The 13,646-nt window shown below is 45.5% G+C and carries 12 protein-coding genes; 1 reads left to right on the top strand and 11 read right to left on the bottom strand.

What is annotated here, in order from left to right:
* Positions 1 to 132: 132 nt before the first annotated feature.
* From fis to BKE30_RS00010, 11 genes are all read right to left on the bottom strand, one after another.
* The gene (gene fis, locus BKE30_RS00060; protein ID WP_026470630.1) at positions 133 to 402 is read right to left on the bottom strand and encodes a DNA-binding transcriptional regulator Fis; all 270 of its coding nucleotides are present in this window, start codon (positions 400 to 402) and stop codon (positions 133 to 135) included.
* A gap of 442 nt (positions 403 to 844) precedes the next feature.
* Positions 845 to 2,290 carry a zinc-ribbon and DUF3426 domain-containing protein gene (locus BKE30_RS00055; RefSeq protein ID WP_076876633.1) on the bottom strand — a complete coding sequence of 482 codons (1,446 nt, stop codon included), beginning with the start codon at positions 2,288 to 2,290 and terminating at the stop codon, positions 845 to 847.
* A 37-nt stretch (positions 2,291 to 2,327) separates the two neighbouring features.
* Positions 2,328 to 3,221: a 50S ribosomal protein L11 methyltransferase gene (gene prmA / locus BKE30_RS00050; protein ID WP_076876632.1), complete on the bottom strand. Its 894-nt coding sequence runs from the start codon at positions 3,219 to 3,221 to the stop codon at positions 2,328 to 2,330.
* A gap of 153 nt (positions 3,222 to 3,374) precedes the next feature.
* Positions 3,375 to 4,565 (bottom strand): class I SAM-dependent rRNA methyltransferase, encoded by a 1,191-nt coding sequence (locus tag BKE30_RS00045; protein ID WP_076876631.1) that lies wholly within the window; start codon positions 4,563 to 4,565, stop codon positions 3,375 to 3,377.
* 256 nt (positions 4,566 to 4,821) lie between these two features.
* On the bottom strand, positions 4,822 to 5,253 hold the full coding sequence (locus BKE30_RS00040; RefSeq protein ID WP_076876630.1) for a CBS domain-containing protein: 432 nt from the start codon (positions 5,251 to 5,253) through the stop codon (positions 4,822 to 4,824).
* Positions 5,254 to 5,607: 354 nt separating this feature from the next.
* On the bottom strand, positions 5,608 to 5,985 hold the full coding sequence (gene gcvH, locus BKE30_RS00035) for a glycine cleavage system protein GcvH (RefSeq protein WP_076876629.1): 378 nt from the start codon (positions 5,983 to 5,985) through the stop codon (positions 5,608 to 5,610).
* A gap of 160 nt (positions 5,986 to 6,145) precedes the next feature.
* A complete protein-coding gene (locus BKE30_RS00030) occupies positions 6,146 to 7,171 on the bottom strand; it encodes an AraC family transcriptional regulator (RefSeq protein WP_076876628.1) in 1,026 nt (341 codons plus the stop codon).
* A 127-nt stretch (positions 7,172 to 7,298) separates the two neighbouring features.
* Positions 7,299 to 8,216, bottom strand: a complete 918-nt coding sequence (locus tag BKE30_RS00025; RefSeq protein WP_076876627.1) for a LysR family transcriptional regulator — start codon at positions 8,214 to 8,216, stop codon at positions 7,299 to 7,301.
* 244 nt (positions 8,217 to 8,460) lie between these two features.
* The gene (gene fdhD, locus BKE30_RS00020) at positions 8,461 to 9,249 is read right to left on the bottom strand and encodes a formate dehydrogenase accessory sulfurtransferase FdhD (RefSeq protein ID WP_076876626.1); all 789 of its coding nucleotides are present in this window, start codon (positions 9,247 to 9,249) and stop codon (positions 8,461 to 8,463) included.
* Positions 9,246 to 11,489, bottom strand: coding sequence for an FdhF/YdeP family oxidoreductase (locus tag BKE30_RS00015; RefSeq protein ID WP_076876625.1), 2,244 nt, complete (start codon positions 11,487 to 11,489; stop codon positions 9,246 to 9,248). Before BKE30_RS00015 ends, fdhD begins: the two co-directional genes overlap by 4 nt.
* Before the next feature lie 459 nt (positions 11,490 to 11,948).
* Entirely contained in the window at positions 11,949 to 12,728 is a 780-nt protein-coding gene (locus tag BKE30_RS00010; RefSeq protein WP_076876624.1) for a ferredoxin--NADP reductase, read from the bottom strand.
* Positions 12,729 to 12,826: 98 nt separating this feature from the next.
* Between BKE30_RS00010 and tsaA the strand changes: the two genes are divergently transcribed.
* Entirely contained in the window at positions 12,827 to 13,564 is a 738-nt protein-coding gene (gene tsaA / locus BKE30_RS00005) for a tRNA (N6-threonylcarbamoyladenosine(37)-N6)-methyltransferase TrmO (protein WP_076876623.1), read from the top strand.
* Positions 13,565 to 13,646 lie beyond the last annotated feature (82 nt).

Raw genomic sequence — 13,646 nt, 5'->3', positions numbered from 1 at the left:
AGTTTAAAAGGTTAAAAGAGGAGAAGTAAAAAAGCGGTCACTTAAATCTGGCAACCTGAGTACACCATCAATAAGCCAAGCCTAAAGAAAAATGCCTGTGAAATGGTCACAGGCAGTTTTTTATATCAGGGCTTATTCGCTCATTAAACCATGAGTTTTAAGCTTTTTACGCAAAGTACCACGGTTTAAACCCAGAATTTCAGCAGCACGGGTTTGATTACCACGGGTGTATTCCAATACGACAGAAAGAAGCGGTTTTTCCATTTCAGCCAAGACCATGTCGTACACTTGAGAAGGCTGTTCACCTTGCAACTGTGCAAAATAATGACGTACTGCACGATCAACATGGATACGTAATGCCACATCAGACTGAGCAGTAAAAATAGGGGACTTGCTATTCATGGTTAAAAATCCAAAAACGAAACCACATGGTGCAACAGTAAAACTGTGCAGGTTAAAAATTCATCAGCGCGACAATGCCTGATTACAATTAACGAATAGGATTTGCTAAAAACATTTCAACGCTAAGATGATATTTTTATGGCATTGCGATTGAAAAACAAGCAACAAACCCGGATTTGAGTTGGTTAAATGTTAATCAGTCAAAAATGACAAAAAAATATTGTATTGCCCGCTTAATGTTAAGCAGGAGAATACGTCAGACTAAACGTTTAAAAATTTGCAAAATACAATACGCTATTTGCGAAAGAGCACTGCCACAGTGCGGCGCTATGATAACACCATGTCAAAGCTTACGGCAGCCCTTGCGCGTTTTTTATCCAAAATAAATCGCTTGATTTTTAGGGCTAAATTATGGCAGTGCTATGGCACTCAAGCCTTGCCATTAATGGTATTGCGGCTCGAGGCTATAGTTTTTGATGTCAGAACGACGGGTTTTGATGGTGAACTCAACCGGATAAGGGGTTTTAGTGGCTAACCGGGTCAGGGTTTTTAAATTATCGGGCAGATACTGGCGTGGCTGGATAATCTGGCTGGCAACAGTTTTGCCATCGCGTTTAAGACTTAAACGTAAAGCAGGAAAAGGCTGGCTTAAGCTGGCACTATTGCTGAGCTGGGCACGGAACGTGGTTTCACCCAATCGGTTATTGGCAACCAGTTTAATTTTTCGAATGTGTAACTCATCTTCATTCATGTAGGGAATCTGGCAACCGGTTATGGCGCACAGTCTGGAAATATAACCTGAAGTTTTAGGGTCCATGGCCATGTGTTCAAAGTTGAAATAAATATACTGCCCAATCAAGAGGGCCAGCATCAGCAATGACATCAGGCTCCAGCCAATGAAATAAAATGGGTTATATCTTACTGTGGTTGGCTTTAGGATGCGGTGACTGGCCGGACGGGGCGCAGCCATATTGCTGGGGCTGATCTTGGATGCGGTGCTCGGCATGGTCACTGCACCCGTTCTATTTAAAAAACTCAGCAAGTCTTCATCATGGTCGGCAGGTGGACGCTGCAATACGGTATCAGGCAGTGGCGTGTAGGTAGGCGTTGCAGGCGTTACGACAATAGGCTTGAGGTCTGGCTCAATATTGACAACAGGTTTTTTATCATCTTCCAGCAAGTCATTAATCCAGCTGTCATCAGCCCCGGCATGCAGCTTTTCTACATCGCTTAATTCCTGCTGTTTTAGCACATCAATTTCTTCAAAGGTGTCATCCAGAAACTGCTGGTTAAAACTATCATCAAGCAGGGGTGAGGTTTTCTTGTTGTTGGGCACGGATGGTTCATCTTCCTCAAATAAGCCGGCATCATCTGAAAACAGGAGCTGTTCTTCCTGCACCGGGGTTGTTGCGGGCTGAGCCATGGTTGACGCTGGCAGGCTGGTTTGGTCTGAAAGTCTGTCATCCAACCGGGCATCAGCGGCAAATACCGGATCAGAAGAAATGGCATCAGCGGCAACTAAGGCAGAAGCAGGGATGGCTGATTCAATATTACCGATACGGCCAGCACGTGCAGGCTGGGTAGGTACAGCATAGCTGCCGGCAGTAGCCGCCGAAGTAGCCTGCTCAGGTTGTATAGCGGCTGCCAGATTCGGTGTTTCGCTGGTTGTTGGTAGAATGACAGGCGTTAATGGAGTCGAAACATTTGCTGTTTCAGTGCCATATTGTATCGGCTTGACCGGATTATGAGGCATGACCATATTGCTGGTTGCATCAAAAATCTGGTGGCACTGGCCACAGCGTGCCTGACCGCGATAGGCATTTAATTGCAAGGCTGTAATATAAAATGCACTATGACAAAATGGACAGCGTGTCTGTTTGACTGTCATTTATACCCAACTCCATGTCTGTCATTTAAATTATAAGTTATACAGGTGCCAATCTTTCCCCAGATAAACGACACCAGTTTTCTTCTCTCTGCCCAAGTGTATGCAAATTAAACCATTTTGCATAGCTTTGTCTGAGGTCTTCAACCTGCTCTTCAATAATGCCTGCCATGGCAATGAGGGCATGGGGTTTGGCAAGTGCTGAAAAGGTTGGTGCCAGATACATCAGAGGCCCAGCCAGAATGTTGGCAACAATCACATCTGCCTGTAAATCCGGGAACTGTTGCTCGAATTCTTCTGGCAGACCAGTCCAGATTTTATCCTCAACTTTATTGAGTGCCGCATTTTGCTGGGTGGATAATACTGCTTGCGGATCAAGGTCAACGGCATAAACCTGTTTGGCACCCAGTAGCAGGGCAGCAATACCCAAAATGCCAGAGCCACAGCCATAATCAATCACAACCTTGTCTTTTAAGTCCTGTTTATCCAGCCATTGCAGGCATAAAAAGGTACTGGCATGGTTACCGGTACCAAAGGCAAGGCCCGGATCCAGCATCAGGTTAATGGCGTTGGTGTCGGGTGGTGTGAGCCATTCAGGGACGATCCACAGGCGATCCCCACACTGGATTGGTTCGTAATGATCCATCCATGCACGTTCCCACACCTGTTCTTCCAGATAGTCATGGTGCACATTGGCACTGGGCAACTGTGTCGACAAAAAACCTTGTAGTTGTTCAACGTCAGAATCTTTATAAAACAGCCCGGTAACAATGACCTGATCCCACAGCGGCATTTCTCCCGGCAGTGGTTCTAGCAGGGCCTGATCCTGCGCATCATCTAAAATGACACTAACTGCGCCTAGTGATTCCAGCAGTGTTTCTGCAAGTTGAACCTGATCTTTGGCAACTGTGGTACGAACCTGTAACCAGCGCATAAATATTCCCCAAAGTTTTAAAAATTAAGCATTGAATAGCGATAATTTTGTATTCACGCCAATCTGGTTAAGCCAAATAACTGGCCGCATTACACAACGCTGGCCAGATTGGCAAATGAAAGCCAGAAAGTGAATCTGGAATCACAAACAGCATTAAATTGATGTGACTTTAAACATAAAGCATTTTAAGTAGTCCGCTTCCGGCATGGAAAGCAGGCGAGGGTGGTCAGCCGCAGGACGGGCCTGATGGATCAGTTGCACCTGTTTGTTTTGTCGTCTGGCCACCTGTTGCACTATTTTGAGCAACTCTTCGCTGGTCATGTGCAGGGAGCATGAAGCAGAAATAAAAATACCACCGTCATTAATACGGTTTAGTGCATGTTCATTCAGCACAAAATAAGCCTGACGGCCTTGTTCGAAGTCGCGACGCTTCTGAATTAAGGCAGGCGGATCAAGCACAATCACATCGTAGCGATGACTGTCCTGCGTTTTAAGTTCAGCCTTCAGGTAATCAAAAGCATCGGCACAAACGGTCTGTACATTATCCAGCCCATTCAGCTTTGCATTAATGCCAATCTGGTCAATGGCTTTTTGCGAGGCATCAACGCATGTGACTTGGGAAGCACCATGTTTTGCCGCCTGAATGCCCCAGCCCCCAATATAGCTGAACACATCCAGCACTGACTTCCCGTTAACACGGCCATTAAGCCACTGGCGGCCATCACGGTGGTCAAAAAACCAGCCCGTTTTTTGACCATCCACAGGGGCGATGAATTGCACACCGTTTTCTACCAGTTGAATTTCATCAAAGGCCGGGCCAACATGCTCGGTGTATTCCGGCAATTGTTCAATATGGCGGCCCTTACCATCATTTTTAAACAAAATTTTAGTGGATTGACCAAAAATTTCCTGTAGTGCCGCAACCAGTTCAGGTTTGGCCTGTTCAATCGCTTGGGTGCTGATTTGTACTACCAGAATGTCATTAAAGCGGTCAATGACGATACCGGGTAAAAAATCACCCTCACCAAATACCAGACGATAATACGGCTGCTGAAACATGGTTTCGCGCAAGCTTAGCGCTGCCTGAATCTTCTGGCTAAAAAAAGCCTGATTGAGTGTGGTAATTTCTTCAGGACTAAGAACGCGCGCGCAAATCAGTGACTGTGCATTAAAACTGGCAGTCGCAATAAACTGACCACGATAGTCTTCCAGATGAACCAGATTGCCCGCAATGGCTTTTAAGGGAGTGACTGGTGTTTCAATTTCATTGGAATACACCCATAAATGACCATCACGCAAGCGTTGTTGTTCACGTTTTTTTATGCGTAAGCGCGGTAAACTCATGGGCTAATCCAGACAAAATACATTAAGCCCTACAGTATAACGGGTCTTTAACTGCTTGGTGACATAATTAGAATTCTTTCATAAGTTATTAGCCAGCCTTCGACCTTGTTGAATACGCAATGACCAAAGGCTGATTTAATTAAAGGCATGGTTAAGCGCTGTTTGCTGTCTTTCGACAGATTCAGTAACCGTTCTTGAGGGTGGTGAGTTTGGCAAACTACAGGCTCAGCGCAGGATCGACCATGCTAGAAGCCGGCTAGCCACTAATATAGTTTTGTAGCTGGTCAATCAGGCTTTGTTGTTCTGCCATCACATTTTTAACCAGATCGCCAATAGATACCAAACCGGTGAGATGATTATTGTCAACCACAGGTAAATGGCGCAAATGCTTGTCGGTCATTAGTTTCATGCAGTGTTCGGTGCTGTGCTGTAGCGTAACAGTTAGTACCGCATGGGTCATGATGTCAGCCACCGTGGTGCTATAGGATGAGCGCTCCATTAGCGCAACTTTGCGTGCATAGTCGCGTTCACTAATAATGCCAACCACTTGTGAGCCTTGCGTCACTACCAGCGCACCAATTCCCTTATCGGCCATGAGGGTGAGGGCTTCGAGTACCGTAGCATCAGGAGCAATGGTGTAAATATCCTGACTGGCTTTATTATTTAAGATGTGGGCAACGGTTTGCATAGTTGTTTTCCTGAACTTATCGTTAATAAATGATTAATGGCGCTTGCTGTTTTAATCATTCCTATAGGTTTTAATGGATTTTTATGCAAATGAAAAGCGCACTGCGCAAATTAGCTTGAATTTTTAATCCTCATTTCAGGCGGCTGATTTTTATGCACTAGTTTGTATGATTATTAAGCCTTTTTGGATGAGTGAAACTGAATTGGTAGAAAAATTATCTTGCCTTACTTTTTAAAAATTTTATTGCCAAAAATATAAAATCCCTTACAGGAAGGGATTTTAATAAAGCCTGACGCCAAAAAGCTTGGTTAATGCTTAATGCTTAATGCTTTAGCCAACCAATGCCGGATTTAATTAATCCAGGCTAGCCACATAGTCATCTGAGGATAACAGTGCATCAAGTTCACTGGGGTTATCCGGGCGAATTTTATAAATCCAGCCTTTGCCATACGGATCAGTATTGATAACTTCGGGATCATCTTCCAGTGCCGGGTTGATTTCAACCACCACGCCAGAAACTGGTGCATGAATATCAGAAGCAGTTTTTACCGATTCAACCACACCAGTCGGTTCGCCTGCAGTTACCATGCTACCCACTTCAGGAATTTCAACATAAACCAGATCACCCAAGGACTCCTGAGCGTGGTCAGAAATACCAGTAACAATCAGGTCATCTTCCTGTCTGGCCCATTCATGAGTGCCGGCGTATTTCAGCTCGCTAGGATGATTCATGTTTTAAAACTCCATCAAATGTATTTGTCCCCAACCGGTGGACTTCAAAGTCTGGCGCAAGTGTAGCGTTTGTTTTCTATAAATTGTAGCCCCAGCGTTTTGAATAGCTTTGAAAATTCACAAATAAGCGGTTTTGTAGCCTTGTTTTGCCCAAAGGGTTTTACAGGTAAGGATCTTTACGCCAGTTGCCCGGAGTGCGGCCGGTCCAGCGCTTAAAAGCACGGGTAAAGTTGCCGACATCGGAATAACCCAGCTCATCAGAAATCTGTTCTAGGCTATAATCTGAACGTGACAGCAGTGAGACCGCATGCCGATAGCGTACTTCATCCACCACGTTGGAATAGGAGGTTCCTTCGGCAGCCAGTTGACGCTTAAGCGTACGATCCGACATGTGCAGCATATCGGCAATGGTTTCAATGGTGGGGTAGCGATCATTGCACTGCGTCAGCAAATCCCGTACTTTCATGGCAATACGTTTGCGTTCGCCCAGTGCTGAAAGTTCAGCTTCACACTGGTTAATGGCAATCTGGCTGGCGATGGGATCAGCATTGATAAGTGGCAGGCTCAGGTAGCTTTTATCAAAGTAAGCCACCAGATGCGGCTGGTTGAACTTGATGTCTGCGCTGATCAGTTTTTGATATTTTTCAAAATCCTTGGGTTCAGGAAAATCACATTCAATTTCTGCATAAATGTCTTTGCCTGTTAGAGCCTTGCCCATGGTTAAAATACCCACAGTCAGGGCAATTAACACTTCCTGTCGTAGCGGTTCAAGGTTGAGTTCATCACAGGTGAGTTGCAGGCGTGCCTTGGGTTGCATGGTAGACACATGCAGGTGAATAAATGGCACCCGGATATGAATAAAACGTGATGCCAGCATCAGCGCTTCGGTGACATTGGATGCACTCATGATGGCATAGCCAATAAAACCATGAATGGAAATGCGCATCTGGGTGCCAATATGGTAGCCCAGACTGTTTTCACCAGTCAGTTCAATCGCGTGCTTAAACAGGTTGTTGGCGAGAGGCAAAGCAATTCTGAAGCTGGGTTCTGCCAGTTGTTCACTGGTCAGGTTAAACGGTGAAAAAAGGGTATGTTCGCTAATTCCAAAGCGTGAAACTACCTCTAGTAACAATAAGCCATAGACGCCTGGAATACCATTATCTGGGCGGGCAAGTGGTAGAGTCATGTGTTATCCATTTCTATTTCAGCCTGCAGAACATAACCAGACCAAAATAACATGGTCAATGGCATAAAACACCAGCAAAATTGCTGATTGTCAGACAATTAATTCAATAAACGCTGTTTGCTGTATTTTAGGCACGTTGTCGCGAAAAAATCTTGAGTTGATTTAAGAAACCTTCAATAAAAGCCTGTTTTATGTCCTGCTGACGATAGGCTGCATAAAGTGTGCGCCGTAATCCCCTGGCTGGCTGACTTTGCTCAGGAAACGGAAAACGGCGGCTCACCACCCAGCCCTTTTGTTCATAGTCTTTGACTACCCAGTCGGGCAAGGCTGCAATACCACGGCCACTGGCGACAAGCTGAATAAGCATGGGTGTTAATTCAGTGGTGCGGATATGATGGGGCTGCAACTGATGCAGGCTTAAAAACCCGGCAATAATATCCAGACGGCTGGGTTCAACCGGATAGGCAATTAATGTCTGGGCGGCAATATCCTGAGCGGTAATTTCCTGCTGTTGCAATAACGGATGACTGGGTGCTAGTACCAGTCTGGATTCATAATCAAAAACAGGCTGGTAAGCCAATCCATTGAGCTGCAATTCATCGGCGGTGATTAATATATCAATATCGCCTTGCTGAAGCTGCTGGTGCGGTTCGGGTTCAAATCCGTTGGCAAAATCAAGGTCAACATCGGGAAAATCCTGACGGTACTGGTTGAGCACAGGCATGAGCCAGTCAAAGCAGCTATGGCATTCCGAAGCCAGCAACAGTCGCCCGGTCTGGCCATGTGCCATACGTGACAGCTCAGTGCGGGTATTATTTACCAGCGGCAAGACCTGATCAGCCAGTTCAAGCAAGCGCAAACCCGCAGGAGAAAACTGTAAGGGCCTGCTTTTACGGCTGAGCAGGCTTAAGTCCAGCCACTGTTCCAGCTCCCGCAATTGATGGGACAGGGCAGACGGCGTGACATGAATATGTTGTGCAGCGCCAACCAGCGAACCGTGTTCACGCAGGGCTTGCAGGGTTTTGAGATGACGAAGTTCAATCATATTTAGACGAAATTTTTTAAAATAAAATTCATTATATCTTAAATTAGATGAAATTTATTCACTATATCTCATTCAGTAAACTTTGAGGAAATTAGACAGTCTAAAACTGATAGAGCTCTTTTAAAAATCTGGTTTCGACAAGCTTAACCAGCGCCTACTATTATTGAGACTGCCGAAATGGTAGAAGGCAAATTGGTATGAGTTATGAAAGAGTCTAATTATTAACCCAAAATCATTTAATTGTTTAAATCCAAGTTACACGGCCTTCACGTACAAATACCGCCAATTGGATTCCTGCTTGCTGTGCTATTCGCACCGCCATACCCGTTGGTGCTGAAATTGCAGCAATTAAAGGAAGCTGGGCATAGGCTGCTTTTTGAATCAGCTCGTAAGACAACCGGGAAGTCAACAGCAGCGCGCCTGGCGGCTTATTGTTGAGCAGACGCCAGCCAATCAGTTTGTCCAGTGCATTGTGGCGGCCTACGTCTTCAAATCCCTGCAACCTAGCATCCTGAGGCTGCCATAGCGCAGCCGCATGACAACCCCCAGAAAGCTGATTAATCGGCTGCTGATCAGTAAGACAGCTAAATCCTTGTGCCAGTTGTTCCGCAGTCATTTGAATAGTAGTGCCAACATGGGGGAGCGGCATATTGATCTGGCTAAGGGCTTCAATGCCACATAAGCCACAACCAGTACGGCCGTTCATCTGGCGGCGACGTTGTTTAAGCCGTACAAAACACGCTGAGGCCAGTGCTATATGGACGCTGATGCCGGCAGGATGGGCCTCAGTTTCCACCTGATAAATCTGGCTGGCTTGCTCAATAATGCCTTCGGATAATGAAAACCCATAGGCCAGCTCTACCAGATGTTGTGGCGTTGCCATCAGTACCACGTGAGAAATACCATTATAAACCAGTGCAACCGGCACTTCTTCAGCTACAGCCAGCGAAATTGCCTGTTGATTTTCACCATGCTGTTCATTGGCCTGAACGCTGCTATGCGACGCAATACTTTGCTGAAACAGGGCATTCATACGCTGGCCTGTATACGCACAGGAATGGATTTATAGGCCGGTGTATTGGCCCGTGGAGCATGATGTTGCAGTGGCACCAAATCATTGGCTTCGGGATAATAAGTCGCTACGCAACCCATGGGCAAATCAAATGGCATCAGTTTTAGCTGGTTTAAACAACGGGTCTGGTTGTCATAAATGGCGGTTACATCCACACGCTGGCCAATTTGCCAGCCCTTTGCACTAATCTGGTCGGGATGCATAAACAGGACGTCACGCTCACCATATACGCCCCGGTAGCGGTCGTTTAAATCATAAATAGTGGTGTTAAACTGGCCATGTGCGCGCACGGTTGTTAAGCGGAATGTATCGGGCTGTTGCAGCACATCAGGTATAAAGGGCAGTTGCGGTGCTATGAACTGGGCTTTTTGGGTTTTGGTTTTCCAGTTGCGTTCACGTGCGCTATTACCCAGATAAAATCCTCGCGGCTGGCGTACCCGTGTATTAAAGTCTTCAAATCCTGAAACCACCTGTGCAATGGCATCACGAATATAATCATAATTGTTCAGAAACTTGTCCAAAGGAATACGGCTATTGGGAATAGCGGACTTGGCAATTCCGGCAATAATGGCGGTTTCCGAGCGTAACTGGTTGGAAGCAGGCGGATTAGTGCCGGTAGACAGGGTAATATTACACATCGAGTCTTCAATAGTGATTCCTTGAAAACCACTGTCCTGATGATCACCTTCAGTGCGCGCCAGTGCTGGCAAAATATAAGCCTGCTGGCCATGATGCAAGTGTGAGCGATTCAGGCTAATGGATACCATCACAGTCATTTTCAGGTTTTCCAGATTGCGCAAGGTTGCTTTAGTATCGGGCGTGGCTTTGGCAAAGTTTCCGGCCAGCCCCATCAAAAAATCAACCTGACCTTGTTGCATGGCTTGCAGGGTAGCCAACGTGTCCAGCCCATCCTTGCGTGGCGGGGCAAAACCAAAGTATTTTTCAATACGGTCCAGCATGGCCTGATCTGGCTTTTCATGGATGCCTACAGTACGGTTACCTTGTACGTTGGAATGCCCACGCACCGGGCACAAACCGCTACCAGCCCGGCCAATATTGCCTTTTAACAGCAGCAAATTCACAATCAGGTGCACATTGTCCAGACTGGTTTCATGCTGGGTAATGCCCATGCCCCACATGCAAATGGTATTTTTGCTCTGGTCATACAGGTGTGCTACATCCTGCATTTGCTGCTGGCTTATGCCGGCTGCTTGTTCCAGCACTGTCCAGTCCTGCTGCTCAATAAAATGTTTAAATGCATCAAAGCCCGACGTGTGCTGATTAATAAACGCATAATCCGGTGTTCCATGTTCCAGAAACGCCTTAATCACACCGGTTAAAAAGGCACTGTCACCACCGACTTTCACCTGAACATAATGTTCACTGGCCAGATTGGTACTAGTTCCAGTGAGCATTTCAACCGGACTTTGCGGATGACGGTAGCGCATCAGTGATTTTTCACGCATCGGATTAACCGCGACAATGGTTGCGCCATTTTTGCGTGCTTCGCGCAGGGCAATCAGTGAACGGGGATGATTGGTACCCGGATTATGGCCCATGGATAAAATCAGGTCACATTCAGCAAAATCACTGCGGATAACGGTTGCCTTGCCAACACCAATTTGTTCAGCCAGCGCTACACTGGTTGGCTCGTGGCACATATTGGAGCAATCCGGCAGGTTATTGCTGCCATACTCGCGCACCATCAACTGATAGCAAAACGCCGGTTCATTGCCTACTTTGCCGGAAGTATAGAACACAGCCCGCTCTGGTGTGGTGTGCTGGCGTAAGAAGGTGCCAATGTCATCAAAGGCCTGTTGCCATTCTACTGCTACATATTTATCAGTGGCGGCATCGTATTTTAATGGCTGGGTCAGGCGGCCAAGCTGGTCAAGTTCATAATCTGACCAGTTCTTTAACTCACTCACGGTATGCTGTGCAAAAAACTCAGGTGTGATGCGGTTGGCCGTAGATTCAAAAGCAACTGCCTTGGCACCGCTCTCACAAAAATCAATAGACTTGGCATGTGAGGCATCTGGCCAGGCGCAACTGGGGCATTTGATACCACCCTGAGGCTGGTTTACCCGGCGCATGGTGCTGCCACCTTTTAATAAAGTGTCTTTACCAAGCAATGTGCTGGCTGTACCACGCAATGATGCCCAACCACCAGCAGGCGCTGGATAAACCTCAATTTTTTTCATTGGTATTCTCTGATGGCATAGGTGATCTGTCCCTAGTAGTTGTATTGATCTATCAACTTGCGCGATGAGATTAAAGCCCGCGACTCAAAAAATTTAATTCACAATCAGTATTTCAAAACGAAAATTTCAAAGACAATGTTTAAATTCAATCCTGCAAAACCTACTCTTTAAAATCAGCGTGGAGCTAAACAGAATCTAGCATGATTTACTAATATGATTTAATCGCTAGATCAGATGACTTCACTGTAGTGAACTTCTTGTCCATGATTCGAGCTTAGATTTGTGTCAATGAGCAATTTTTTGCAAGTTTTATAAAATTTATCCTTCTAAAAGGAAATGTTTTTATTAACATCTAATCAAGAAGTGACTGGGGTAAATAATCATAAAAAAAGCAGCCTTTTTTAAAGACTGCTTTTGCAATACACTAAAAAATAGTGAATTTGGGATTGCTATAAAATCTTACTTCTCAACAAATGCGCGTTCAATCACATAATCACCCATAACGCCCATCCGTGGTGATTCTTTCATGCCATGCGCATCCAGTAGTGCGCACACATCTTTTAAGAACGCAGGGCTACCGCACAGCATGGCGCGGTCAGTTTCCGGATTAAAACGCGGCAGGCCAATTTTCTCAAATAATTGGCCAGTTTCAATTGCAGTAGTGACACGGCCCTGCGTATGAAAATCTTCACGGGTTACGGTTGGGTAGTAAATCAGTTTGTCTTTAATGCCCAGTTCCGCAAAAAATTCATGGTTTGGCAATTCGTTTTCAATCAGGTCCTGATAAGCCAGTTCACTTACATAGCGCGTACCATGCACCAGAATCACTTTTTCGTATTTTTCATAGGTTTCAGGGTCACGAATCAATGCCAGAAATGGTGCAAGCCCTGTACCGCTGGACAGAAAATACAGATTTTTGCCGGGTAGCAAATCATCATGTACCAGGGTACCGGTTGGTTTTTTACTAATCAGGATTTCATCGCCAACCTGTACTTTTTGCAAAATAGAGGTCAATGGGCCGTTTTGTACCTTAATGGAGAAAAACTCAAGCTCTTCTTCATAATTGGCGCTGGCAATCGAGTAGGCACGCATCAGCGGCTTGCCGTTTACTTCCAGACCAATCATCACGAACTGACCATTTTTAAAGCGCAATGCCACATCACGGGTGGTTTTAAAGCTAAATAAGGTGTCATTCCAATGGTGAACGTGAGTAATTTTCTCAACATTAAAAGCGGCCATGAAGCTCTCATCGATATAATAAAAAACAGGTGGCTATTCTAACGCAAAGCAATTGTCTATAAACTGAATTAATCCAATGTTATTTATAAGGAAAAGTGATGAAGTCGGATTTAACAGTACCAGTCATTGGTATTGTGCATTCACCTTTTCATGAAAAATTTGGGATTCCTCGTCAGCCAAATCTGGTGCAAGTGCCTGCAATTATTGAATTTAATGCGCCTTATGATGATGCCTTGGCATTTGAAGGACTGGGTGAATTCAGTCATTTGTGGCTAATCTGGAGCTTTCATCAGAATAAAGCAGATTCACAAAGCCCTAAAAAATTTCGTACACAAATTCGACCTCCACGTTTGGGTGGTAATCAAAAGCTGGGGGTTTTTGCCAGCCGCAGCATGTATCGACCCAGCGAATTAGGCTTGTCAGTGGTTAAACTGGTGAAAGTGATTCGGCAAAACGGCAAGGCCAAGCTGCTGATCCGTGGGGCAGATTTACTCAATGGTACGCCAATTGTAGACATTAAACCGTATATTGCCTATTCCGATGCGATTCCGGAAGCAAAAAGTGGTTTTGCCCAAGCCGCACCAGCGTTGTTAGAGGTTGAGTGGAACATAGTGGCCAGCCAGCAAGCTCAAGCTTTAATCGCGCAAAAACTGTTTGATAGCGAGCAGCAAGGTTTAATTAATGAACTATTGGCGCTTGATCCGCGTCCCGCTTATCAGGATGATGCAAATCGAGTTTATGGCATGCGCTATAGGCAGGTGAATGTGCTGTTTAAAATTAGTGCTGGACAAGTGCAGGTTGAAGCCATTCAGCGTATTGATAAAAAAGAAATTTAATCATAAATAGAGTTAAAGAAATGAAAGATCAGAATTTACAAAGTGGTTTTGTGGCAGGGACACTGGTTCATACGGATAAAGG

This window comes from Alkanindiges hydrocarboniclasticus (assembly GCF_001982605.1).
GTDB classification, from domain to species: domain Bacteria; phylum Pseudomonadota; class Gammaproteobacteria; order Pseudomonadales; family Moraxellaceae; genus Alkanindiges; species Alkanindiges hydrocarboniclasticus.
Note: the sequence above shows the minus strand (reverse complement) of the source record. Positions and strands in the feature narration are given on the sequence as shown.